Origin of the sequence: Dorea acetigenes, from assembly GCF_025567385.1 — a bacterium.
GTDB classification, from domain to species: Bacteria; Bacillota; Clostridia; order Lachnospirales; family Lachnospiraceae; genus Claveliimonas; species Claveliimonas acetigenes.
Genome location: NZ_JAOQJU010000007.1, coordinates 103322 through 129503, shown reverse-complemented (window position 1 = coordinate 129503; position 26182 = coordinate 103322). Strand labels below are relative to the sequence as shown.

At 45.0% G+C, this 26182-nt stretch carries 23 protein-coding genes; 19 read left to right on the top strand and 4 right to left on the bottom strand.

Features of this window, described 5'->3' with window-relative positions:
• Window positions 1-298, top strand: a 298-nt coding sequence (locus OCV99_RS08320) for an S-layer homology domain-containing protein (RefSeq protein ID WP_158369653.1), incomplete at its 5' end; no start/stop codon positions are given.
• A 72-nt stretch (window positions 299-370) separates the two neighbouring features.
• On the opposite strand, the gene OCV99_RS08315 is transcribed toward OCV99_RS08320, so the two are convergent.
• Window positions 371-994 (bottom strand): TetR/AcrR family transcriptional regulator, encoded by a 624-nt coding sequence (locus OCV99_RS08315; protein WP_158369651.1) that lies wholly within the window; start codon window positions 992-994, stop codon window positions 371-373.
• A gap of 170 nt (window positions 995-1164) precedes the next feature.
• Between OCV99_RS08315 and OCV99_RS08310 the strand changes: the two genes are divergently transcribed.
• From OCV99_RS08310 to OCV99_RS08280, 7 genes are all read left to right on the top strand, one after another.
• The gene (locus tag OCV99_RS08310) at window positions 1165-3240 is read left to right on the top strand and encodes an efflux RND transporter permease subunit (protein WP_158369648.1); all 2076 of its coding nucleotides are present in this window, start codon (window positions 1165-1167) and stop codon (window positions 3238-3240) included.
• Window positions 3241-3258: 18 nt separating this feature from the next.
• Complete coding sequence (locus tag OCV99_RS08305; protein WP_158369646.1) at window positions 3259-5376, top strand: YhgE/Pip domain-containing protein; 2118 nt, start codon at window positions 3259-3261, stop codon at window positions 5374-5376.
• 190 nt (window positions 5377-5566) lie between these two features.
• Window positions 5567-6319 (top strand): class I SAM-dependent DNA methyltransferase, encoded by a 753-nt coding sequence (locus OCV99_RS08300; RefSeq protein ID WP_158369669.1) that lies wholly within the window; start codon window positions 5567-5569, stop codon window positions 6317-6319.
• Window positions 6320-6387: 68 nt separating this feature from the next.
• Window positions 6388-7263 carry an Hsp33 family molecular chaperone HslO gene (hslO, locus tag OCV99_RS08295; protein ID WP_158369644.1) on the top strand — a complete coding sequence of 292 codons (876 nt, stop codon included), beginning with the start codon at window positions 6388-6390 and terminating at the stop codon, window positions 7261-7263.
• A 27-nt stretch (window positions 7264-7290) separates the two neighbouring features.
• Window positions 7291-9213: an NAD(+) synthase gene (locus tag OCV99_RS08290; protein WP_158369642.1), complete on the top strand. Its 1923-nt coding sequence runs from the start codon at window positions 7291-7293 to the stop codon at window positions 9211-9213.
• Between the two features lie 2 nt (window positions 9214-9215).
• Complete coding sequence (locus OCV99_RS08285; RefSeq protein WP_158369640.1) at window positions 9216-9641, top strand: C-GCAxxG-C-C family protein; 426 nt, start codon at window positions 9216-9218, stop codon at window positions 9639-9641.
• Window positions 9619-11496: a plasmid pRiA4b ORF-3 family protein gene (locus OCV99_RS08280; protein WP_158369667.1), complete on the top strand. Its 1878-nt coding sequence runs from the start codon at window positions 9619-9621 to the stop codon at window positions 11494-11496. The genes OCV99_RS08285 and OCV99_RS08280 overlap by 23 nt, the downstream gene beginning before the upstream one ends.
• 54 nt (window positions 11497-11550) lie before the next feature.
• Here the strand turns inward: OCV99_RS08280 and OCV99_RS08275 are convergent, their stop codons facing one another.
• Entirely contained in the window at window positions 11551-12282 is a 732-nt protein-coding gene (locus tag OCV99_RS08275; protein ID WP_158369638.1) for a S1 RNA-binding domain-containing protein, read from the bottom strand.
• Window positions 12283-12497: 215 nt separating this feature from the next.
• Between OCV99_RS08275 and OCV99_RS08270 the strand changes: the two genes are divergently transcribed.
• On the top strand, window positions 12498-14144 hold the full coding sequence (locus OCV99_RS08270; RefSeq protein WP_158369636.1) for a putative manganese-dependent inorganic diphosphatase: 1647 nt from the start codon (window positions 12498-12500) through the stop codon (window positions 14142-14144).
• 17 nt (window positions 14145-14161) lie between these two features.
• Window positions 14162-14731, top strand: a complete 570-nt coding sequence (locus tag OCV99_RS08265; RefSeq protein WP_158369634.1) for a flavin reductase family protein — start codon at window positions 14162-14164, stop codon at window positions 14729-14731.
• A 69-nt stretch (window positions 14732-14800) separates the two neighbouring features.
• Here OCV99_RS08265 and OCV99_RS08260 read toward each other — a convergent pair whose 3' ends face one another.
• Entirely contained in the window at window positions 14801-16168 is a 1368-nt protein-coding gene (locus OCV99_RS08260) for an MATE family efflux transporter (protein ID WP_158369632.1), read from the bottom strand.
• 139 nt (window positions 16169-16307) lie between these two features.
• Between OCV99_RS08260 and OCV99_RS08255 the strand changes: the two genes are divergently transcribed.
• The 9 genes from OCV99_RS08255 to dnaJ all read left to right on the top strand — a co-directional run bounded on the left by OCV99_RS08255 (window position 16308) and on the right by dnaJ (window position 25536).
• On the top strand, window positions 16308-17051 hold the full coding sequence (locus OCV99_RS08255) for a polysaccharide deacetylase family protein (protein WP_227192390.1): 744 nt from the start codon (window positions 16308-16310) through the stop codon (window positions 17049-17051).
• 79 nt (window positions 17052-17130) lie between these two features.
• A complete protein-coding gene (locus OCV99_RS08250) occupies window positions 17131-17865 on the top strand; it encodes a tRNA threonylcarbamoyladenosine dehydratase (protein WP_158369630.1) in 735 nt (244 codons plus the stop codon).
• A 36-nt stretch (window positions 17866-17901) separates the two neighbouring features.
• Complete coding sequence (locus OCV99_RS08245) at window positions 17902-19221, top strand: replication-associated recombination protein A (protein WP_158369628.1); 1320 nt, start codon at window positions 17902-17904, stop codon at window positions 19219-19221.
• 91 nt (window positions 19222-19312) lie between these two features.
• Window positions 19313-19606: a hypothetical protein gene (locus OCV99_RS08240; protein WP_158369626.1), complete on the top strand. Its 294-nt coding sequence runs from the start codon at window positions 19313-19315 to the stop codon at window positions 19604-19606.
• Window positions 19607-19714: 108 nt separating this feature from the next.
• Window positions 19715-20482 carry a transposase gene (locus OCV99_RS08235; RefSeq protein ID WP_158369624.1) on the top strand — a complete coding sequence of 256 codons (768 nt, stop codon included), beginning with the start codon at window positions 19715-19717 and terminating at the stop codon, window positions 20480-20482.
• Window positions 20483-20688: 206 nt separating this feature from the next.
• Window positions 20689-21732 (top strand): heat-inducible transcriptional repressor HrcA, encoded by a 1044-nt coding sequence (hrcA, locus tag OCV99_RS08230; protein ID WP_158369622.1) that lies wholly within the window; start codon window positions 20689-20691, stop codon window positions 21730-21732.
• A gap of 35 nt (window positions 21733-21767) precedes the next feature.
• Window positions 21768-22433, top strand: coding sequence for a nucleotide exchange factor GrpE (gene grpE, locus OCV99_RS08225; RefSeq protein WP_158369663.1), 666 nt, complete (start codon window positions 21768-21770; stop codon window positions 22431-22433).
• Between the two features lie 38 nt (window positions 22434-22471).
• The gene (gene dnaK, locus OCV99_RS08220) at window positions 22472-24352 is read left to right on the top strand and encodes a molecular chaperone DnaK (protein WP_158369620.1); all 1881 of its coding nucleotides are present in this window, start codon (window positions 22472-22474) and stop codon (window positions 24350-24352) included.
• Between the two features lie 2 nt (window positions 24353-24354).
• Window positions 24355-25536, top strand: coding sequence for a molecular chaperone DnaJ (dnaJ, locus tag OCV99_RS08215; protein ID WP_158369618.1), 1182 nt, complete (start codon window positions 24355-24357; stop codon window positions 25534-25536).
• Between the two features lie 23 nt (window positions 25537-25559).
• Here dnaJ and OCV99_RS08210 read toward each other — a convergent pair whose 3' ends face one another.
• Window positions 25560-26180 (bottom strand): response regulator, encoded by a 621-nt coding sequence (locus OCV99_RS08210; protein ID WP_158369661.1) that lies wholly within the window; start codon window positions 26178-26180, stop codon window positions 25560-25562.
• Window positions 26181-26182 lie beyond the last annotated feature (2 nt).

Sequence of the window (26182 nt, the reverse complement as noted above, 5' to 3'; positions counted from 1 at the left end):
TTCCGGATACTTTGGAACGAACGATCCGATTACCCGTGAGCAGATGGTAGTTATGATGTACCGTTATGCGGATTATAAGAAATATGATATCTCAAAGACGGCAGACCTCAGCAGCTTTTCTGATGCAGGACAGGTAAGCGAATTCGCAGAAACTGCTATGAAGTGGGCAGTAGAAAATGGAATCATTGAAGGAAAAGAAAATGAAGATGGTTCTTATCGTCTTGACCCACAGGGCGGCACAAGCCGTGCAGAATGCTCGATTATTATCCAGAGATTCATGGAGACATTCGATAAATAAAGTTGTTATCTCATATTCTAACAGATAAATAGTTGACAAAAGAGGCTGGCGCAATTTGCGCAGCCTCTTTTGTTATTCCTGTTCTTTTGTAATTTTTTTCTCTGTCCGGTGGCTTTCGATAATCAGGCGCACTGTCCGGTATAGAAATGGTTTGTATTCTTCGATCGGCAAGGGTTCCTGATAGATGACAGAATTGTAAGCAGTGGAGCCGGCGAGCTCTACGATTGTAAAAAGCATAACGTCCACATCTTCGTAGGAATATTCGTCTTTCTCTACCAGGTCAAGGAATTTTTCATAAATATCCCTGTCTGTGCTTTCACCTGTCAGCAATGCAGATTTCAGCGCTCCCATTACCAGATTTTTAGAAATAAAGTTCAGCAGGGGCTGGTCTTTCATTAAAGTATTGATTACATGGTCGATAATGTAGATTAATTCTTCTTCTAAACCGTGGATTCCGGCTTTTTCCAAATCAGTATTGGCGGAATCAAATAGTTCGTGGGTCTTATGTGCAATTAATTTATTTTTAATATCATACTTGTCTTTGAAATAAAGATAGAAGGTTCCCTTCGCAACTCCCGCTTTCTCTACAATGTCGGAAACGGTGGTGCCAAGGATTCCTTTTGTGGTAAACAATTCGTACGCAGTATTAAAAAGCGTTTCTTTTTTTCTCTTTTTCTTTTCTTCTATTTTTCCCATCGTATCAGCACTCCTTAGATATATTATAACCAGAAAAAACTCCCAATTGCAAGTGATATGAGAAAAAATGACTAAAAGTCAAAAATATATTGACTAAAAGTCATTTTTATAGTATAGTGCTTAATGCAATAAATGACTAACGGTCATAAAAAGAAAAAGGAGCTGAAGTTATGGTTAAATTTGGAAAGAAAGTAGTAAAGTACAGAATTCCTATCCTGATAGCCAGTATTTTGTTATTGGTTCCCGCTGTGTTCGGATATGCCAATACGAAAGTCAACTATGATGTGCTTACGTATCTGCCGGAAGATATTGAGACCATGCAGGGGCAGGAGATTATGGTGGAGGACTTTGGAGTGGGAGCATTTTCCATGTTTATCGTAGATGGCATGGAAGATAAAGATGTTGTCAGGCTGAAGGAAAAGATTGAGGATGTGGAACATGTGACAAATGTGCTGTGGTATGATTCGGTAGCAGACATATCCATTCCTGAGAGTATGCTTCCGGATGACATTTATAATGTGTTTAATTCGGATACGGGTACGATGATGGCGATTTTCTTTGACGAAGGAACTTCGGCAGACGGAACCATGGATGCAATTGAGGAAATCCGCTCTCTGGCAGGAAAGCAGTGCTTTTTAAGCGGGATGTCAGCTATTGTAACGGATACCAAGAATCTGGCAGAAAAAGAGACGCCTCTTTACGTGCTGATTGCAGTGGCGCTGGCGATTATCGTATTGGGACTTACCATGGACTCCTTTTTTGTGCCGGTTCTCTTTTTGCTGAGCATTGGAATGGCGATTCTTTACAATCTGGGAAGTAATTATTTTTTGGGGGAAATTTCTTATATTACCAAAGCGCTGGCGGCAGTCCTGCAGCTTGGGGTTACGCTGGATTATTCCATTTTCCTGATGCACAGCTATGAAGAGCAGCAGGTGAGGTATGGCGGTGATAAGGAACGGGCGATGGCACATGCCATATCCCAGACATTTTCTTCTGTAATTGGAAGCTCTGTCACTACAATTGCCGGATTTATAGCTCTTTGCTTTATGACATTTACTTTGGGAATGGACATTGGCGTGGTAATGGTAAAGGGAGTTATTTTTGGGGTAATTGCTTGTGTAACGATTCTGCCATCCATGATTCTTTGCTGTGATAAATGGATAGAAAAAACGAAGCACAAACCACTTTTGCCGGATATCGGAAAGCTGTCTGAGAAAGTGACGAAGCACTATATTGTTTATGTGGCGGTGTTCCTGGTTCTTCTGGTTCCGGCAATTTATGGAAATAATCATACGGGCGTATATTATAACCTGGATGAAACATTGCCGAAGGATCTGCCTAGTGTAATTGCTAATGAGAAGTTAAAAGAAGACTATGATATGAATACGACCCATATTCTTCTTCTGGATAGTTCTGTCCCGGCTGCAGATGTAAGCAAAATGCTGAAAAAAGTGGAAACAGTAGATGGTGTAAAATGGGCGCTGGGTCTGGATAAACTGGTAGGTCCGGGCGTGCCGTCAGATATGCTCCCGGAATCAGTTACGAGTATGCTGAAGAATGGAAAGTATCAGATGGTTATGGTGAATTCGGAATATAAAGTGGCAACAGATGAGGTAAACAGGCAGATCAAAGAAATCAATAAAATCGTAAACCAGTATGACGAGGGCGGAATGTTGATAGGAGAGGGTCCGCTTACCAATGATCTGATTGAGATTACAGACAAAGATTTTAAAACAGTAAGCGCTGTGTCTATTGGAATTATATTTATCATTATTATGATTTTATTTAAATCCATATCTCTTCCGGTGATTTTGGTAGGCGTGATTGAATTTGCAATCTTTGTTAATATGGGAATTCCGTACTATACGGGAACTACATTGCCCTTCGTGGCATCCATTGTAATTGGGACCATTCAGCTTGGATCTACGGTAGACTATGCGATTTTGATGACTACAAGATACAAAAGAGAGCGAAGCCGGGGAGCTGGTAAATATGATGCGATTACGATTGCTCACCGCGCGTCGGCGCAGTCTATCCTGGTTAGCGCATTCAGCTTTTTTGCCGCAACTATCGGCGTAGGGCTGTACTCGAATATTGATATGATTAGTTCGCTTTGTATCTTGATGGCAAGGGGAGCAATTATCAGTATGGCCGTGGTTGTACTTGTACTCCCGTCCATGTTCATGGTATTTGATAAAGTAATCGTGAAAACCAGTAAAGATTTCCTGCCAAAACAGGCAGAGTAAAACAGGAGGTAGTTTTTTATGAAGAAAAATGTAAAGAAAAGAATTGCAGCAGGGACTATGGCATTTATTCTGACAATGGGTATGACAGGAACCTACGGTTACCAGCGCCATCTCTCACAGGTAAAAGCGGCGGACGAATCCGGTACAACAGACATGTATAAGGAAGAATCTGTGTATGTAAAAGCGGATCCTTCCGGCAAAGCAACAAATACCACCGTAACAGAGTGGCTGAAAAATACAGGAACCGGAGAATTGGAAGATTTGTCCGGACTGGAGGAAATTAAGAATATAAAGGGCGAGGAAACATTTACCACAGGCAGTGGAGATACGATTAGCTGGAATGCAAAGGGAAATGATATTTATTATCAGGGAACGACGGAGAAAGAGCTTCCTGTGGAGGTGAAGGTTTCTTACAAATTAGACGGGAAGGAAGTAAGTGCTGAAGAATTTAGTGGAAAAAGCGGAAAAGCGGAGATTCATATTGAATATGTTAATAAAACAAAGGAAAAAGTGATGGTGGACGGAAAGGAAGAAGAGATGTATCTGCCGTTTACCATGGTTACGACAATGATGCTTCCTACCGATGAATATAAAAATGTGACCATTGACAGTGGAAAAATCATTTCCGATGCGGATAAGGATATTGTAGTAGGACTTGGATTTCCCGGTTTAAAAGATAATCTGGATTTGGAAGAGCTGGATATTGACCTGCCGGAAAGTATTACCATTACGGCTGACGTTAAAAATGTATCCGTCGAACCTACGATTACGGTAGCGTCGTCTACAATGTTGGAACAATTTGGACTGGAAGACGTAGATGATTTTGATAGTTTTGGGGATTCGATTGATGAGCTGGCAAATGCATCTGAACAGTTGGTGGATGGTTCGGCGCAGGCGGCAGACGGAGCTAAGCAGCTTTCCGATGGCTCAGCAGAACTTTCGGCCGGTGCAGGAACGCTGGCAGGCGGCAGCGGCTCACTTGCAGATGGGGTAAATGAATTGGCGGACGGCGTGAATCTTTTATACAACAAATCCGGGGATTTGACTGCCGGTGTGAATAAACTTGCAGATGGCGTAAATGCCTATGCAGGAGGCGTCAGTGATCTTGCGGCAGGCAGCGGACAGCTCGCCGTGGGAGCAGAAGCGCTGGAAGAAGGTGTGCTTACCGCCCAGGCAGGACTTGCAAGCGCGAAAGACGGTGCGGATAAAGTCGTGGCGGGCTGTGGCAGCGTGAATGAAGGAATTACAGGCATCAGAGGAGGAATGGATTCTTTATCACAGGCTCTTACGGGAGCGGCACAAGCGGCGCAGGGAATTGGCGTACAGATTCCGTTGGACGGCGTGGCGTCTGATGCGGCGGAGGCGGCTTATGCTTCTGTGGTTGACACGCTGACGGCAAACGGACTGTCTCAGGAAGAGGCGGAAACTGCAGCAGCGGCAGTTTCCCAGTCTGTTGGAAATGCTGTCAGTACATCCCTTGCCGGTGCAGCGGAGAATACGACGGTAACAGGAACCACGGAACTTGCTCAGGCAATCGGGACGGCACAATATGTCTTGCAGCAGATGCAGGGCGGTGCAGACAATCTTGCGGCAGGAATGGGGACGCTCACAGAAGGTGCCCAGGGACTTCAGGCAGGAATCGGAGCATTGTCTGACGGAAGCGGAGCATTGGCTTCCGGCGCCGCGCAGGTTTCGGACGGGGCAGACAGCCTGGCAGCCGGAGCAGCGCAGTTGAATGCAAATAGCAGTCTTCTGCTTAACGGAACAAAAGAGCTGCAAGACGGAGGCACTCAGCTTGCCGCCGGAGTCGGTCAGCTCGCCGCGGGAGCTAATGCGGCGGCAGCCGGAGCAACGGCAGTAGACGAAGGGGCAGATGCATTAAAAACAGGAGCCGAAACCTTACAGGACGGAGCTGCATCACTGGCAGATGGCAATCAGGAACTTGCCGATGGTATGAAAGAATTTAAAGAGACAGGAATTGACAAATTAGTGGAAATCTTTGAGGGAGATATTAACACGGTAATAGAGAGAATCCAGGCAATGTCAGACCTGGGAAGAACGTATAAATCCTTTGCCGGAATCAAAGAGGGAATGGACGGAAGCACAAAATTCATCATCGAAACAGAAGGAATTTAATTAATTGCAGACGTAGTAAAGCGACGCTTTACTACGTCTGCAATTAACATTTACCCTGTACCTAACCGCGATTTGTCCTGTACCTAATTGTTTTCCGGCTCTTTGCCGCAGGTATTGACAGAGGGGAATCAGAGGGATACAATGACCCATAAAGAACCAGAAATGCTGGATGATGAGAGGTGAATACAGGGTGGATGCTTATAGCAGTTTTGCAGAAGTTTATGATACATTTATGGATAATGTCCCTTATGAAGAGTGGGCGGAATATTTGGCAGCAATTTTAAGAGAATACGGAATTGAAGATGGCCTTGTTCTGGATCTGGGCTGCGGCACAGGCAGTATGACGGAGAAGATGGCGGCGAAGGGATATGATATGATTGGAGTGGATAATTCCGGGGAAATGCTGGAGATTGCCATGGAAAAGAAGGAGAAAAGCGGCTGGGATATTCTTTATTTAATGCAGGATATGCGGGAGTTTGAGTTATATGGAACCGTCCGCGGAGTAATCAGCGCCTGCGATTCAGTCAATTATATTACGGACGAGAAGGAACTTGAGCAGGTATTTCGTCTGGTAAATAACTATCTGGATCCGAAAGGAATCTTTATTTTTGATTTTAATACAGAGTATAAATACCGGGAAGTTCTGGGGAACCAGACGATAGCAGAGGATAGGGACGATTGCAGTTTTATCTGGGAAAACTATTATTATGAAGACCAGCAGATGAATGAATATGAATTGACGCTTTTTATCAAAGAAGAAAAAGAGCTGTATCGGAAATATCAGGAGCTTCATCTTCAGAGAGCCTATACCTTAGATGTGATGAAGGACTTGATTGCGTGGGCGGGGCTTGAGTATGTAACTGCCTATGACGCCTATACCATGGATCCGCCTCACGAAAAAAGTGAGAGAATCTGCGTGGTAGCAAGAGAGCAGGGAAAATAATTGCTATTTTAAGCTGAAAAAGATATACTATTAAAAGAGAAAAAGGAAGAAGAAAGGAATCAAAGGAGATGACAGATTATATCGTAAGGGCAACGGCGGCGGATAATCAGATCCGTGCATTTGCGGCGACAACAAGAGACGTGGTTGAGACTGCCAGGGAACATCATGGGACAAGCCCTGTGGCAACGGCAGCCCTCGGGCGGCTTCTGACGGCGGGAACGATGATGGGAAGCATGATGAAAAACGATACAGACATGCTGACCCTGCAGATTCGCGGAGATGGCCCTTTGGGAGGAATTACGGTTACGGCAGATGCACATGGCGATGTGAAAGGGTATGTGCTCAATCCGGAGGTTATGCTTCCGCCGAAGAATGGGAAACTGGACGTGGGAGGGGCGGTAGGAATCGGTCTTCTGAATGTCATTAAGGATATGGGGCTGAAGGAACCTTATGTCGGGCAGACCATCCTTGTAACCAGTGAGATTGCGGAGGATCTGACCTATTATTTTGCAAATTCTGAGCAGGTGCCTTCTTCCGTAGGATTGGGCGTGCTGATGGAAAAAGACAATACAGTCCGGCGTGCAGGAGGATTTATTATCCAGCTCATGCCATTTGCAGAAGAGAAAACCATTGACAAACTGGAGGAAAATCTAAAGAAAGTAACTTCTGTCACAGAGCTTTTGGATAAGGGCTATACGCCGGAGCAGCTATTAGAAGAGCTTCTCGGGAATTTGGGATTGGAGATTACGGATACAATGCCTTCCAGATTTTATTGTAATTGCTCGAAAGAAAGAGTGGAGCAGGCAGTTGTGAGCATTGGAAGAAAGGATATCCAGGAAATGATTGATGAGGGAGAGGATATTGAGGTGAAATGTCACTTCTGCAATACAGCGTATACGTATACGATTGAGGAATTAAAGGAAATTATAAAGAGAAGCAGATAACAAAAAAGGGATGCGTAGGAGGACAGTATGAGACAGGGATTTGTGAAGGTGGCGGCTGCAACACCGGATATCCGGGTGGCGGATGTGGATTACAATACAGAGCAGATTTGCCGGATGATGGATGAGGCGGCAGGGGAAGGAGCCAAGATTATCGTGTTCCCGGAGCTTTGTATTACCGGTTATACCTGCAGCGACTTATTTACCCAGGAGGTGCTGCTTGACCATGCAAGAGAAGCGCTCCGCAAGATTGCGGCGCATACGGCGGATAAGGACGCACTGATTTTTGTAGGAGCGCCCATCTCTGTGGACGGGGAGCTTTATAATGTGGCGGCGGCGCTGAATCATGGCAGGATTCTGGGATTGACGACGAAGACATTTCTCCCGAATTATGGGGAGTTTTATGAAATGAGACAGTTTCGGGAAGGCCCGGAAACTGCCAGAGAAATTTTCTTTGATGGAGAAAAGGTTCCGTTTGGCCCGCAGATTCTATTTACGGCTTCCTGTATGGAACAGTTGGTGGTGTCGGCAGAAATCTGTGAGGATGTCTGGTCTCCGATACCGCCCAGTATTGAGGCGGCAAGAGAGGGGGCAACGATTATCGTCAATTGTTCTGCCAGTGATGAGACCATCGGCAAGGCGGCTTACCGCCGGAGCCTGATCGAAGGGCAGTCGGCGCGGCTAATTGCCGGATATGTCTATGCAAATGCGGGAGAAGGTGAATCCACCACAGATCTGGTATTTGGCGGACACAATATAATTGCGGAAAATGGAACCGTCCTTGCTGCCAGCAAGCGGTTTCAGAATGGCGTTATTTATACCGAAATTGATGTGAAGCGCCTGCTGAGTGAGCGGAGGAAGAATACCACCTTCCAGACGGCGGGAGAGCGGCGGCTGTTCCGTGTACCCTTTGAGATAGAGATGACACAGACCCGGCTTACCAGGAAGTTTGACTCCCGTCCTTTCGTGCCGGGGGCAGAAGCAGAGCGGGCGAAACGCTGTGAGGAGATTCTGACGATCCAGGCGATGGGGCTGAAGAAACGTCTTGCCCACACCCATGCTAAGAGTGCGGTAGTAGGAATTTCGGGCGGATTAGATTCTACATTGGCTCTTTTGGTTACGGCGAAAGCATTTGATTATCTGGAAATGGACAGGAAGCAGATAATTGCAGTGACAATGCCGTGCTTCGGGACGACAGACAGAACCTACAGAAATGCATGTAAGATGGCAGTAAAGCTGGGGGCTTCTCTGCGGGAAGTGCCGATTGCAGAGGCGGTAACGCAGCATTTTAAAGATATTTGCCATGACCCGGAAGACCACAGTGTTACGTATGAGAATTCACAGGCACGTGAGCGCACTCAGGTTTTGATGGACATTTCCAATCAGGAAGGCGGACTGGTTATCGGCACGGGCGATATGTCCGAGTTAGCGCTGGGATGGGCTACTTACAATGGAGATCATATGTCCATGTATGGGGTGAATGCGTCTGTGCCTAAGACTTTGGTGCGCCATCTTGTACAGTATTATGCCGATACTGCAGAGGATGAAGAATTGAAGACGGTGCTTTACGATGTACTGGATACGCCGGTAAGCCCGGAACTTCTTCCGCCAAAAGACGGAGAGATCGCCCAGAAGACAGAAGACTTGGTGGGTCCCTATGAGCTGCATGATTTTTATCTGTATTATATGCTTCGCTTTGGCTATGAACCGGCAAAAATCTACCGCCTTGCGAAGCTTGCATTTGCCGGGGAATATGATGAGGAAACCATTCAGAAATGGCTCCGCACATTCTGTTGGAGGTTCTTTAGCCAGCAGTTCAAACGCTCCTGCCTGCCGGATGGACCCAAGGTAGGTACCGTGGCTCTGTCACCCCGGGGAGATTGGAGAATGCCAAGTGATGCCTGTGTGGCAAGCTGGCTCAGGGATTTGGAGAAAGGTATAGGTATGGATTAATTATGGAAGCGAAAAAAGAGATGGCTGTAGAGCGGTTTATGAAAGGGTATAATTGCTGCCAGGCGGTGGCGTGTGCCTACTGCGAAGAGCTGGGGATGAGAGAAGAAGATGTATTTAAGATGACGGAAGGTTTTGGCTCCGGCATGGGCGGGCTTAAGGACACCTGCGGGGCAGTGACAGGGATGTTCCTTACCATCAGCCTTGCGAACAGTGCGGGAGATATGGAGAATCCGAAACTTACCAAGGCAGATACCTACAGGAAGTTCCGGGAGGCAGCTGCAAAATTCCGGGACGAGATGGGTTCCATCTATTGCCGGGATCTGTTGACGGAGAAGGGGCAGCAGCCCCTGTCATGCTGCATCCGCTGCGTAGAATGTGCTGCGGGAATTGTGGATAAATTCACGAATGACCATACGAAAGGATTATAATATGAAGGCATTTCAGTTGAAAATTGTCATTAAGAATTCCAAGCCTCCCATCTGGCGAAGAGTCATTGTCCCGGCAGGGATTACCTTCTCCCAGCTGAGTATGATATTGAACGAAGTTATGGGATGGAGCGGTTATCATTCCTTTGAAGTTGAATTTTATCATCTGGAGCTTCGGATCATTGAGGATGCAGATGAGTTTATGGATATAGGATATGGACCTTATGATTACCTTGAGGCAAGTACGACATATATCAGGGAATATCTGGAAGAAAACGATTGGTTTACTTATACATATGACCTGGGAGATGACTGGCAGCACCGGGTAACGGTAGAGAAAATCATAGATGATTATTCCGAGGAGTATCCCCGTGTTATAAAATACAAGGGAAATTGCCCGCCGGAGGACTGCGGCGGTATCTATGGCTATTATGATTACATGGATATTATAAAGGATGAGAATCATCCGGAATACGAAGAACGGCTTGCCTGGCTGGAGATGCAGGGATATCCGTGTGAGTATGATATGGAAGCGGTTAATCACAGGCTGCAGGAACGGTATTTCTATCGATGGGGAAAAGGCGAGAAGCGGATGCAGAGTGAGCTTTATGAGGATATATACAATGGCAGGTTGGGCCTTTGCGCTACGAAGAAGGATAAGAATAAGAACTCGCAGATTATAAAGTCCGGTAAGCATGTAATGGAAGAGTCTTTTCAAAAAATGGCGGATATGCTAAAATATTCTGTTTTTCAGCCGGAAGAGGAGCGGACGACTCTGGAAGCGGTTTTTTCAGATTTTGAGAAAGAAGATCTGAAAGAAATTGCCAGAGATAAAGGATTGACGGGAATTTCCGGACTCAATAAAAATAAGCTGATAGAAAGAATCGTTGCTTATATGCTGAAACCGGAGGTTATGGAACAGTATTTTCTGTGTCTGGGAGATGCGGAAATAGAAGAATTTGAAAAGGCCGCCAGGGCAGATGGATTGTATGAATCCCGGGATTGCAACAATCTCATGAGTCTGTATGAAGCGAATTATGTCGGTATGGTTACGGATGGGAGAGTGGTAGTGCCGAAGAAAGTGGCGGAGATATATCGGTCTTTTAAGGATGCGGGATTTGAAGATGAGAGGAAGAAACGCAGTTATCTGCTGTACTGTCTCAGAGCGTCCGGGATTCTGCATGGGATTGTTCCGGAAGAAGTTCTGATGCAGCTTGTGAATAGAAATCCGGATGTGCGGATGACAGTGGATGAAGTGAGGGAAAAAATTGAGAAAATCCCGCCGGAGTTTTCGGAATCTGTCATTGTGAATCATAACGTATACCAATGTGAGTTTTATCCGGATGATCGGGGGCTGCTTCAGGTTCAGGGAAATAAGGAATATTATATCCCAAGCTATGAAGAAATTATTTGCCTGGGAACAAAAGGGAGTTTCCCCGTCTGTAAGCAGGCGCGCGAGCTGAAAAAGTATCTGACAGGTAAAATGAATGTATTTGTGGATGAGATAGATTTTGTAATAGGGATTATCCAGAGAAAGATATGCAGCGGCTGTGATATGCAGGAGGTTTTTGATACGCTGGAAGAATTCGGCATGGTTCTTGAAAATGACAGGCAGTTGGAAGGATTGGTAAAGCGCATTCACGATTTGTGGAATCATACCAGAATGCTGACAAATCGGGGATTTACGCCGAATGAGCTGCGGAAGCAGAGCACGGGGATCCCGGCGCCCCATGGGCAGTCCGGTTCCGGGGAAATTATTCCCTTTAGTCAGGCAAAGAGCAGGAAAGTATATCCCAATGATCTATGCCCTTGTGGTTCTGGTAAGAAATATAAGAACTGCTGTAAAAATAAAAACTAATTCCCATCATAACAAAAGGCAGACCAAAGTGCATGGCCTGCCTTTTGTTACGTATTATAATTTAATGTTTTTGAATAAGTCGCCCAGGCTGGTTCCTATGCTTTCGGATTTGGGAATGACAACCTTTTCTTCTGGTTCGTCTCTTACCACTTCTTCCAGAGCCTTCATGCTGAGGCTGATCTTGCCGTCTTTGATGCCGATAACCTTTACCTTTACTTCATCGCCTACGTTCAAAACATCCTTTGGAGATTTGACGCGCTTCTGGCTGATCTGGGATACGTGGACAAGTCCGGACAGACCGTCCTCCAGGCGTACGAAAGCGCCATAATTCTGAAGGCTTTCTACCTTTCCTTCCATGACAGTTCCAACCTTTACGTTGGCAATCTTTTCTTCCATTTCCTTTTTGGCCTTTTCTTTCAGAATTTCTCTGGCAGATAATACAAGGCGGTTTTCAGCCTGATTTACGTCAATGACCCTGACCTCGATATCTTTTAAAAGATAAGTCTCCAGATCTTCGATGTAAGACAGGGACAATTTGGAAGCGGGAATGAATCCACGCAGCCCTTCTACCATGGCAATGGCTCCGCCATTCACAATTCCTTCAACCTTAACAGGGAGAATGGTGCCTTTTTCCATATAATCCTTTACAAGATTCCATGGGTTGGCGTCGTCAAAATGCTCTTCCAGATCGGCCATAGTTTCTTCCGGTGTTGCTTCTTCCGGCTTTGTCTCTTCTGGTGTTGTTTCTTCTGTAGCTGCTTCATTTTGTAATAATTCTTCGCTCATAATAATAGTCCTTTCTCATTCCGTATTTTTCAAACGTGCGTGTCAGTGGATACATGATATATGGATACGCAATGATTTTATTCGCACTTTCATTTATTATAGCATATAATACCAGTGTTGTTCAAAGAAAAAATGCAATAGAAGCATTTTCTGGTTGACGAAGGGCGAAAAAAATGGCAATCTTACTGTAGAGACATAGAAAAGGATGTGAAACTATGGAAAGAAGATCAGGAAGAGTATATGTTGTGGGGCATAAGAATCCGGATACAGATTCTATCTGCTCGGCAATTGCATATGCCCATTTGAAAAAAGAAATCACAGGGCGTGAGTATGTTGCAAAGCGTGCCGGTCAGATTAATGAAGAGACTCAGTATGTCCTGCGCAAGTTTAAAGTGGAGGCACCCAGATTATTGTCGAATGTAAAGCTTCAGGTAAAGGATATGGATATCCATAAGGCGAAAGGTGTAGAACCGAATGTTTCGATCAAGGATACCTGGGAGTTGATGAAGAAGGATGGAGTGAAGACGATTCCGGTTCTCAAGGAAGGAGAACTGGTAGGAGTCATATCGACAGGAGATATTGCAAAGTCTTACATGGATGTATATGACAGTACAATCCTTGCTGAGGCAAGAACTCAGTATAAGAATATTGTCGAGACATTAGACGGGACCCTTGTCTGTGGGAATGAGCATGGCTATTTTGTGAAGGGAAAGGTCACGATCGGAGCTTCCAGTCCGGAGATGATGGAAGAGTTTATAAGGAAGGATGACCTGGTAATTCTGGGCAACAGGTATGAATCGCAGGCTTGTGCGGTAGATATTGATGCAAGCTGTATTGTACTTTGCCAGAATGCAGAAGTGCCGGAGGAGCTGCTGACGAAGGCGGAGGAACAGAGTATTGTGATTATCAAGACGCCGTATGATACTTTTACAGCGGCGCGTCTGATTAATCAGAGCGTGCCGGTCAGATATTTTATGAGTACAGAACCATTGGTGACGTTCCACATGAATGATTATGTGGAGGATATTAAGGAAATTATGACGAAGAAGAAGTTCCGTGATTTCCCAATCCTGGACCGCCACGGTAATTTTAAAGGATTTATATCCAGGCGGCGGTTCATGAGCGTGAGTAAAAAACGGGTCATCCTGGTGGATCATAATGAGAAATCGCAGGCAGTGGATGGCATTGAAGAAGCGGAAATCATGGAAATTATTGATCATCACAGGCTGGGAAGCATAGAAACTATGGGACCGGTATTTTTCCGGAATCAGCCGGTAGGCTGTACAGCGACCATTATTTATCAGATGTATCAGGAAGCGGGAGTGGAGATTACACCGACGATAGCGGGGCTTTTATGTTCTGCCATTATTTCAGATACGCTGCTTTTCCGTTCCCCGACCTGCACGGCGGTAGACGAGGCGGCGGCGGAGGCGCTTGCTGAGATTGCGGATATTCAGCTGGAAGATATGGCTGCCGGGATGTTTAATGCCGGAAGCAATCTGAAGGGAAAATCAGCAGAAGAAATCTGTTTCCAGGATTTCAAACAGTTTACCGTGGGAGACAAGATATTTGGGGTAGGTCAGATTAATTCTATGAGTAAGGAAGAACTTCAGGAAGTAAGAAAGAAGCTGGAGCCATATCTGGAGAAAGCGATGAAGGAGCATGGCCTGGATATGATTTATTTGATGCTGACGGATATCCTGGACGAATCTTCAGAATTATTGTGCCAGGGACATGGTGCAAGAGAGACGATTATTGACGCCTTTGACCTGCCGGAGGATACGGAACATATGGTTCTGAAAGGGGTAGTGTCTAGAAAGAAACAACTGATTCCTGCGCTTGTGGGAGCGCTGCAGCAGTAAGTTACGGGAGGAAAAGAATGGAAAAAGAGACGTGGAAGCCGGGGAATATGCTCTATCCGCTTCCGGCGGTCATGGTAAGTGCGGCAGATAAGAAGGGGGAGCCGAATATCATCACGGTTGCATGGACAGGAACCATCTGTACCAACCCGGCGATGCTATATATTTCGGTAAGGCCTGAACGCTACAGTTATCATATGATAAAAGAGACGGGAGAATTTGTGGTAAATCTGACGACAGAATCCCTTGCCCGTGCGGCGGACTGGTGTGGTGTGAAATCAGGAAAAGATGTGGACAAATGGAAGGCCATGAAACTGACGCCGGTGAAAGCAGAGAAGCTGTCTTATGCTCCGATGATAGAGGAGAGCCCGGTCAATATAGAGTGCCGGGTGACAGAGATAAAGGAGCTGGGCAGTCATCATATGTTCCTGGCAGAAGTGCTGGCAGTGCACGTGGATAAGAAGTATATGAAGGCGAATGGCAAATTTGAACTGAATGATACGGGACTTCTTGCCTATTCTCATGGAGAATACTTTGGGCTGGGCAAGAAAAAGGGAACATTTGGCTTCAGTGTAAGAAAGAAGAAATAAAGGCATAAAAAGAAGAGGATGCTCTGAAAGTCATCAAATGACCGAAGAGACATCCTCTTTTATTACCTGCTAATTTTTGATTGGCTTAATCTTTAACCGGTAAATCCGAAAAAGAAGCACCGTACAAAGAATAAGCGATACAATTTCGGCAATGGGGATTGCCCACCATATCATATGAAGCCCAAAAGTAATGGAGAAGATATAAGCCAGGGGCAGGATAACAAATAGTTGTCTGGCAGCGGATACAATCAGGCTGTATACTCCATTTCCCAGAGCTTGAAATACGGAACTTGCCACAATCGAGTAACCGGCAAAAACAAAGCTCAGAGAGATAATTCGCAGTGCAGGAATGCCGATTTCCAACATACGGTCTGATGCATCAAAAAGATTGCGCAGCAAAAATCCCGGTGCAACCTGAAAAACAATCAATCCGACTATCATGATAGAAACGGCGATGATGATACTGAGTTTGATTGTCCGGGTGATCCGTTTTTTGTTCTGTGCCCCGTAGTTGTAAGCTATAATAGGAATCATTCCATTGTTCAGCCCGAACACAGGCATGAATACAAAGCTTTGCAGCTTGAAATATACACCGAAAACAGCAGCAGCAGTAGAAGAAAACATCAGAAGGATTTTATTCATCCCAAATGTCATAACAGAACTGATTGCCTGCATAATTATGGAAGGGACGCCCACTTTGTAGATGGCGGCAATGGTTTCTCTCTGTGGACGGAAATGGCGCATATTAATGTTGATTTCTTTATTTTTCTTCAGATTAAAGAAAAATGACATAAGACAGGCTGCAATCTGCCCGATTACTGTGGCAATGGCCGCACCCCTGACTTCCAGTCTTGGGAAACCGAAAAGACCGAAAATTAAAATGGGATCCAGGATAATATTAAGAATGGCTCCCGTACCCTGGGTAATCATATTGTAAATGGTTTTTCCGGTGGATTGCATCAGCCGTTCAAAAGTTACCTGCATGAAAACTCCGATGGACATTGTGCTGATGACGACCATATATTGGGTTCCGTATTCTGAAATGACGGGATTGTCTGTTTGAAGGGTAAAGAACAGGCGGGCACCCGCGTCTCCGATGATTCCAAATACAATAGCGCTTAAAATTGCAAGAAAAATTCCGTTTCTGGCTGCAGCGTTGGCTTCGTCAAATTTTTTTTCGCCCAGACATCGGGAAAGTAAAGAATTGATACCGACACCTGTTCCTGCAGAAACGGCAATCATAAGGTTCTGCACAGGAAAGGCAAGCGATACGGCCGTCAATGCGTCCTCGCTGAGCTGTGCGACGAACATACTGTCTACGATATTGTAGAGCGCTTGTACCAGCATAGAAATCATCATAGGTAATGACATAGAAATCAACAATTTTGGAACAGGCATAATTCCCATTTTATTTTTAGAAATTGTTGGACTACTCATGACATTTTCCTCCTTTGTTTTCCATATAAGTAGCAGCGCCTATTATAACATCCGGCAATTTATAATGCAATGAGCAACATACTGTTTTCGGCATTTTCATATATATGAAGAAGAATCCGGCGCAAAGGAGAGAGTTGGCGTGAAGAAATATTGGAAAAAAATTCTTGCATATTCATTGGTTTTAATCGTTTCGCTGGCTGTAGGAGGGCAGACAGGATTTCTTATGGAAAATGCAGACGATGTGGACGGAAAGGTGGAACCGGATATCATCCGGGGAGAAGAATTTGCAGAGGCGGCGGCCTACGTCAGCTCGTCCATGGTGACGGAGCCGCCCAAGATTGCGCTGACCTTTGATGACGGACCAAGCAGTAGTTGGACGCCTATACTTTTGGATGGATTGAAAGAACGGGGAGTAAAGGCTACTTTTTTCCTGATTGGAGAAAATGCAAAGAAAAATCCGGATCTGGTAAAGCGGCTTGATGAAGAAGGACATTTGATCGGTAATCATACTTATCATCATGTTGAAATAACCAAAGTATCGAATGAAGCGGCCTATCAGGAAATTATGGATGCGGATCAGGAGATTTATTCAATTACAGGGAAACATACGGAGTATATGCGGCCGCCCTTTGGGCTGTGGCAGCGTGATTTAGAGCTGGAGCTTGAAGTAATGCCGGTTATGTGGACGGTGGATCCGTTGGACTGGACCACAGAGAACGTAGATGAAATTGTGAATAAGGTAGTGACGGAAGCGGAAGAAAATGATATTATTCTATTGCATGACTGTTATAAAAGTTCTGTAGAAGCTGCGCTGCGTATTGTGGATATTTTGGCGGAAAGAGGCTTTGAATTCGTCACGGTAGATGAGCTGCTTATGAACTGATGGTTCCATGCCTGCTGATAAAATCAGGGTATAGAAGGTGGGACAATGATAACAGAAGAATGGAAGTGGAGAAAAAGACATGATACATGAATTTTCCAGGACAGAATTATTAGTGGGAAGAGAAAAGCTTGGGAAGCTGAAAGATTCGGCAGTGATGGTGCTGGGAGTGGGGGGCGTAGGCTCTCATTGTATTGAAGCACTTGCAAGGTGCGGTGTGGGGAAGTTGATTCTGGTAGACAATGATACGGTATCATTGACAAATATTAATAGGCAATCTATTGCATATCACAGTACGGTTGGAGAATACAAGACGAAAGTTATGAAAAAAAGAATTGAAGATATTTGTCCGGATACGGAGGTAAGAACCTATGAGATGTTTGTGATGCCGGAGAATATAGACTGTTTATTCAGAGAGCATGTGGACTATATAGTGGACGCCATCGATACGGTGACGGCGAAACTGGCTCTCGTACAGAAGGCTGCGGAATACCAGATCCCTATAATCAGCAGTATGGGAACCGGCAACAAGCTGCATGGTGAATTATTTGAGATAACAGATATCAGCAAAACCTCGGTTTGTCCGCTCTGCAAGGTGATGCGGAAAGAACTGCGGGCAAGGGGAATCAGGCATCTGAAGGTCTTGTATTCCAGAGAAAAGCCTGTGGATACTTCCGGACGGGAGACGGGAGAAGCTTCCGGCGCCAGAAGAAGCATACCCGGCAGCATTTCTTTCGTGCCCCCGGTGGCAGGGCTTTTGATTGCCGGGGAAGTAATCAGAGATCTTGCGGGGTTACAGGATGAATCAGGAAACTAGAGAAAACAAAGAGAAAGAAGAACCAGAGGGATAACTATGGATTTATTTGACTATGTCAGGGAACAAAATATGGAAAAGGAATCACCGCTTGCATCCAGATTGAGGCCGACGACGTTAGAAGAGGTGGTCGGGCAGCAGCATATTATCGGGAAGGACAAGCTGCTGTACAGAGCAATTAAGGCAGATAAGATCAGTTCCGTTATCTTCTACGGACCGCCGGGAACGGGCAAGACCACCCTGGCGAAGGTAATTGCCAATACCACCAGTGCAGAATTTACCCAAATTAATGCGACGGTGGCAGGGAAGAAGGATATGGAAGAAGTGGTGAAGCAGGCGAAAGAACTGCAGGGGATGTACCGGAAGAAAACCATTCTTTTCATAGATGAGATTCATCGTTTTAATAAAGGACAGCAAGACTATCTCCTTCCTTTTGTAGAGGATGGGACAATTATCCTGATTGGCGCGACCACGGAAAATCCTTATTTTGAGGTAAATGGAGCGTTACTTTCCCGTTCCAGCATTTTTGAATTGTATCCTCTTAGTAAAGAAGATATTAAAATATTGTTGAAACGGGCGGTGTATGACAAAGAAAAGGGAATGGGGAGCTATCATGCAGAGATAGACGAGGATGCCCTGGAATTTCTTGCAGATATTGCAGGCGGAGATGCGAGAAATGCGTTAAATGCAGTGGAATTGGGAATTCTTACCACAGAACGGAGTGAGGATGGAAAGATACATCTGACGCTGGATGTGGCAGGTGAATGTATCCAGAAGCGGGTGGTCCGCTATGATAAGACAGGGGACAATCATTACGATACGATTTCTGCATTTATAAAAAGTATGCGTGGTTCAGACCCTGATGCTGCAGTTTATTATCTGGCGAAAATGCTTTATGCCGGGGAAGATATTAAGTTTATTGCCAGGAGAATTATGATCTGCGCGTCAGAGGACGTGGGGAATGCAGATCCTATGGCGCTGACGGTAGCGGTATCCGCGGCTCAGGCAGTGGAGCGGGTAGGAATGCCGGAGGCACAGATTATCCTGTCACAGGCGGTGCTGTATGTGGCGACTGCTCCGAAGAGCAATTCGGCGGTGAATGCAATCACGGCGGCAACCCAAAATGTAAGGCAGTATAAAACAACAGTTCCGGCACATTTGCAGGATGCACATTACGGCGGATCCCAGAAGCTGGGGCATGGGGTCGGCTACAAATATGCTCACGATTATCCACATCACTATGTAGAACAGCAGTACCTGCCGGATGAAATTAAAGATGCCAGGTTTTATGAACCGGGGGATAACGGCAAAGAAAAAGAAATCAAAGAATGGATGGAATTTATCCGCAAACAGCATTGAGTTTTTAGATAACAAAATGTATAATTTCTATAAGTGATATCATCGTATACCGATGTAAAAGTATCTCAATGCATAAGTGGAGGGAATGCAAATGAAAGTATATGACACAGTAAAAAAAGTAGAATTAGAAGTTGACGGAACACGGGGATTGATTCAGTTGATGCGGGATGGACGCCAGGTGGATCTGTACTTGAAAGAGAAAAAATCCGACGAAGACGGATATATGAGCTGGGATGTAGAGCATTGGTCAAGCATTGACGTAAAGCGCTTTATCCGCTGTTATTCTCTGGAGGGGCGTGTGCTGGGTGAGTCTACCGGGCATAATATTTACGATCTGGAGAATGAGTTCAAGCCGGACGAAGCGGCAAAGGTGGAACTGAGCTAGTTAATTGCAGACGTAGTAAAGCGTCGCTTTACTACGTCTGCAATTAACATTTGTGGTGTACCCAACTGCATTTTGCCCTGTACCTGATTAGACGGAAGGAGGGCTGAAATGGCAACATGCAGACGAAAAAAGAGTGCAACAGGTATTTATCATGTTGTAGTAAAAGGAATAAATAAAGAAAAAATATTTTATATGCAGCGTGAAAAACTTTACTTAAAAAAGATTATTTTAAAACATCTTGAGAAACTGGAAGTTGAAATATATTCATATTGTATTATGTCTAATCATGCCCATTTTATCATTCGGGCAGAAATCGAAGTATTATCTTTGTTCATGGCTAAGGTTTTAGCAGAGTACGCATCCTATTATAATTATAAACATCGTCGAAATGGACATGTCTTTCAAAATCGTTTCATGAGTGAGTGTATTGAGAATGACAGATATTTTTGGACATGTTTAAGATATATTCATCTGAATCCTGTGAAAGCTAATATGGTAAAAAATCCGGTGCGCTATAAATATAGCAGTATGGCAGATTATATGACAGAAACGACAGGCATATTGGATTCAAAAGCAATTCGTATATATAAAGAACATTTTCGTGATTATTCTGAGTTTGAAGATTTTCATAGAATACGGCAAACAGAATTATTTTTAGATTATTCGGATGATGTGAAATTGCAATATATGGAGCTTGCATTATATATTGCAGAAAAGTTATATGAAGAAAAGAAGCTGACGTTATTGCATCAGGTATTTGAAGAAAAGGAAAACAGGAAAGAGTACATAAAAAGATTGTGCGAGAAATTAAAAATAGGTGTACGAAGAGCAGAAAAATTGTGTACGGATGTTTATAATAAAGTGGATAGTGGATAGATAGGTACAGGGGAAATGACAGTTGGGTACACCACAAATGTTAATTGGGGACGTAGTAAAGCGTCGCTTTACTACGTCCCCAATTAACAAAATAAAAAAAATATAAACAGTGTTGACAAATGAAAGCAGTAGTGCTAAATTAATAGTCGTAAAGATTAGCACTCGGATTAAATGAGTGCTAACAGAAAGAAGAAGGAGGCGAAGAGATGCAGGCGAAAGACCAGCTGGGTGAGAGAAAGATGAAAATATTACACGCAATCATCCAGACATATTTGGAAACAGGCGAGCCGGTAGGTTCAAGAACCATTTCCAAATATACGGATTTGAATCTGAGTTCTGCTACCATCAGAAATGAGATGGCGGATCTGGAAGAGCTTGGCTATATTCTACAGCCTCACACATCCGCAGGGCGGATTCCTTCTGACAAAGGTTACCGGTTATATGTAGATATGCTGATGGAGGAGAAGGAGCAGGAGCTCAATGAGATGCAGGAACAGATGCTTGAGAAGGCAGATAAGATGGAACTTCTTCTGAAGCAGGCAGCAAAGGTTCTCGCGAACAACACCAATTATGCTACAATGATTTCGACTCCCATGAACAGTGCTAATAAGATTAAGTTTATTCAGCTTTCACAGGTTGATGAAGAGCAGATTATTGCAGTGATCGTGCTGGGAGGCAATGTGATTAAGAACAAAATCATTACCGTAGGCGAAGAGCTTAGCAGTGAAAATCTTCTCAAGCTGAATATGTTGCTGAATACCACACTTAATGGTATGTCCATAGAAGAGATTAATCTGGGGCTGATTGCAAGGCTGAAGGAGCAGGCAGGGATTCACAGTAAGGTAATTAGTAATGTGTTGGATGCTGTGGCTGATGCTATCCAGATCGACGAGGATATGCAGATCTACACCAGCGGGGCGACCAATATTTTCAAATATCCGGAACTTTCGGATAAGCAGAGTGCGCAGGAAATCATCAGTGCATTTGAAGAGAAGCAGCAGCTTACCGAACTGGTGACACAGACACTGTCACAGGAAGAGAATACCGGAATTCAGGTATATATCGGAGATGAGACACCGGTTCAGACCATGAAAGACTGCAGCGTTGTAACTGCAACTTATGAATTGGGAGATGGTATGAAGGGAACAATTGGTATTATCGGACCGAAGCGGATGGATTATGAACATGTATTAAAATCGCTGAAGCATTTGCAGAATGAGCTGGATGCGATTTTCCATAAAAAAGTGTAAGAAAGGTGGAAGGACCCTTGGATAAAAATCAGGAAATGAATCAGGAGAAGAGTCAGGAAGAGATGGTGAAAGAAGCCGTCGAAGAGGCGAAGAAAGCAGCGCAGCAGGAAAATGCTGAGAAGACTCCGGCTGAGGAAGAGACTGGCGCAGAGACGGCAGAGGATGTCCCGGAGGACGGACAGGAGCCTGAGGATGGTTCTGAGGAAGAACCGTCAGAGGATGGACAGAAAAAGAACAAGTTTTTCGGGAAAAAGAATAAAAAAGATAAGAAAGATGAGAAAATAGAAGAGCTGACGGATAAACTTACCCGTCAGATGGCAGAGTTTGATAACTTCCGCAAGCGTACAGAAAGGGAGAAGTCCCAGATGTACGAAGTAGGGGCGAAAGATATCATAGAAAAGATTCTTCCGGTTGTAGACAATTTTGAGAGAGGGCTTGCAGCGGTGGCCGGAGAAGAAAAAGAAAATCCATTCGTTCAGGGAATGGAGAAGGTTTATAAGCAGCTTATGACGACACTGGAAGAGGCAGGCGTAAAGCCCATAGAGGCTGTCGGTCAGGAATTTAATCCTGATTTCCACAATGCAGTTATGCATGTGGAAGATGAGAGCTTCGGGGAAAATATCGTAGCCGAAGAATTCCAAAAAGGATATATGTATCGTGACTCCGTAGTGAGACACAGTATGGTCAAGGTTGCGAATTAATATTGGTAATTTAAATTCATTATAGGAGGAATAGAATCATGGGAAAAATAATTGGTATTGACTTAGGTACAACAAATAGCTGTGTTGCCGTTATGGAAGGCGGACAGCCGGTAGTCATCGCAAACACAGAAGGCGCGAGAACAACACCGTCCGTAGTTGCATTTACAAAGACAGGTGAGCGTCTGGTGGGCGAGCCGGCAAAGCGTCAGGCAGTAACGAACGCAGAGAAGACAATCTCTTCTATTAAGAGAGAGATGGGTTCAGATTATAAAGTGACAATTGATGGTAAGAAATATTCTCCGCAGGAGATTTCCGCAATGATTCTGCAGAAACTGAAAGCAGATGCAGAAGGATATCTTGGAGAGAAGGTTACGGAAGCAGTCATTACCGTTCCGGCTTATTTTAACGATGCACAGCGTCAGGCTACCAAGGACGCAGGTAAGATTGCAGGCCTTGATGTAAAGCGTATTATCAACGAGCCTACGGCAGCGGCTCTTGCATATGGCCTGGATAATGAAAAAGAGCAGAAGATCATGGTATACGACCTTGGCGGCGGTACATTTGATGTATCTATCATTGAAATCGGCGACGGTGTTATCGAAGTACTTTCCACAGCGGGCAATAACAGATTGGGCGGAGATGACTTCGACCAGAAGATTACAGATTATATGCTGGCTGAGTTTAAGAAGATGGAAGGCGTAGATCTGTCTGTAGATAAAATGGCACTCCAGAGATTGAAAGAAGCGGCAGAGAAGGCGAAGAAGGAATTATCTTCTGCTACAACAACCAATATTAATCTGCCGTTCATTACAGCTACAGCGGAGGGTCCGAAGCATTTTGATATGAATCTTACAAGAGCTAAGTTTGATGAGCTGACACATGACCTGGTAGAGAAGACAGCAGAGCCTGTGACAAGAGCATTATCTGATGCGGGAATTACAGCTTCTGAGCTGGGTCAGGTACTTTTGGTAGGCGGTTCTACACGTATCCCGGCGGTACAGGATAAGGTAAGACAGCTTACAGGAAAAGAGCCGAGCAAGTCTTTGAACCCGGATGAATGTGTAGCGCTCGGCGCTTCTGTACAGGGCGGTAAATTAGCCGGAGATGCAGGCGCAGGCGACATCCTTCTTCTGGATGTAACTCCGCTTTCTCTTTCCATCGAGACAATGGGTGGTGTTGCAACAAGGCTGATTGAGAGAAATACGACGATTCCTACAAAGAAGAGCCAGATTTTCTCTACGGCAGCAGATAACCAGACAGCAGTAGATATTAACGTCGTACAGGGTGAGAGACAGTTTGCAAGAGACAATAAGTCTCTCGGACAGTTCAGACTGGATGGAATTCCGCCGGCACCGCGTGGAATCCCGCAGATTGAAGTTACTTTCGATATTGATGCCAATGGTATTGTAAATGTTTCTGCGAAAGACCTTGGAACCGGAAAAGAACAGCATATTACGATTACGGCAGGTTCTAACATGTCCGACGAAGACATTGATAAAGCTGTAAAAGAAGCAGCGGCATTTGAGGCGCAGGATAAGAAGCGTAAAGAAGGTATTGACGCAAAGAATGATGCAGACGCTATGGTATTCCAGACCAGAAAGGCAATGGAAGAAGTAGGAGATAAGCTGGATGCAGCAGATAAGGCAGCGGTTGAGGCTGACTGCAAAGAGCTGGAAGATCTGCTTGCAAAGATTAATATGGATGATATATCCGATGCGCAGGTTGCAGAGATGAAAGCCGGCAAGGAGAAGCTGATGGCAAGCGCCCAGAAGCTGTTTACCAAGGTTTATGAACAGGCCGGAGCGGCAGGAGCCGCAGGTACACAGGGAGCAGGCCCTGACATGGGAGCAGGAGCAGGTCCGGCGCCGGATGGATTCGCAGGCGATGATGTAGTAGACGGAGATTATAAGGAAGTATAAACATGGCTGAGACAAAGAGAGATTACTATGAAGTGTTGGGCGTCGCTAAAGATGCTGACGAAGCGACTCTTAAAAAAGCGTATAGAAAAGTAGCCAAAAAGTATCACCCGGATATGAATCCGGGTGATGCTGAAGCTGAAAAAAAGTTCAAAGAAGCATCCGAAGCTTATGCAGTCTTAAGTGATCCGGAGAAACGCCGGCAGTATGATCAGTATGGTCATGCTGCATTTGAAGGTGGAGCAGGCGGAGCGGGAGGTTTCGGTGGATTTGACTTCAACGGAGCTGATTTCAGTGATATCTTTGGCGACATTTTTGGCGATTTGTTTGGCGGTGGCAGAAGAAGCGGACGTGCGAGCCAGGGACCGATGAAGGGTGCGAATATCCGCAAAGGTGTGCGTATTACCTTTGAAGAAGCGGTTTTTGGGTGCGAGAAAGAGCTGGAGGTCGTGTTAAAGGAACCTTGCAGTAAATGTAATGGTACTGGAGCGAAGCCGGGGACATCGCCGGAGACTTGTTCAAAATGTGGCGGTAAAGGACAGATTGTCTATACACAGCAGTCCTTCTTCGGAACGGTTCAGAATGTCCAGACTTGTCCGGATTGCCGGGGAACCGGTAAGGTGATTCGTGAGAAATGTCCGGATTGTGGAGGAACAGGTTACACGGCAAGCAAGAAGAAGATATCCGTATCTATTCCGGCTGGTATCGATAACGGGCAGAGTGTAAGAATCCGTGAAAAAGGTGAGCCGGGTGTCAATGGCGGACCGAGAGGAGATTTGCTGGTAGAGGTGACGGTATCCAGACATCCGATTTTCCAGCGGCAGGATATGCATATTTTCTCTACCGTGCCGATTAGTTTTGCCCAGGCAGCGCTTGGCGGAGACATCCGCATCAAGACAGTAGACGGAGAAGTATTGTATAATATAAAACCAGGAACCAAGACAGATACCAAGGTCCGTCTGAAAGGAAAAGGCGTGCCATCCGTGCGGAATGCGCAGGTGCGCGGCGATCATTATGTGACGCTGGTAATTCAGACACCGGAGAGACTGAGCGCAGAGGCGAAGGAAGCTCTGAGAAGATTCGATGAGCTGACAGGAAATTCTCTGAACCAGGTGTCGGGTGAGGACAAAGGAAAACCTAAGAAAAAAGGATTTATGGATAAAGTAAAAGAAGCCTTTGATGATTAATTCATCAGAGGCTTTTTCTTTGTTTACAGATGTTGGTAGTAGAATATGGCAAGCTGCGTCCGGTCCCGCAGGCATAGCTTATCCAGGATACTACTCAGATAATTCCGCACGGTTCCTTCACTCAGATATAATTTTTCTGCGATTTCACGGTTGCTTAATCCGTCTGCGACGAGGGTTATGATCTTATATTCCCGTTCGCTTATTTCGTAGTCGTCATAATTAAATTTTGACTTTTTTTGAAGAAGATCAGGAATGCGGGATACAATCTCAAGTCCGAAAACGGTCTGTCCGGTGCAGACAGCTTTAATTGCAGGAACAATGCTGGTATAATCCTGTTTGAGAAGATATCCCTTTACGCCGAATTTTAATGCTTTCACGATATATTCGTCGTCGGAGAAGGTGGTAAGGAGGAGAATCTTAGCATTCGGGAATTCAGAAAGAATTTGCTCGGATGCTTCCAGCCCGCTCATTTCCCTCATGCGAATGTCCATAAGAAGTACGTCCGGTTTGTGCTTTCGGTACAGGGAAACGGCGTCTTTCCCGTCTGTGCCGGTTCCGCATACACAGACAGAACCATCCGTTTCCAGGATGGTTTTTAAAGCACCGGCAACTAGAATATCGTCATCGACAATCAATATATTTATCA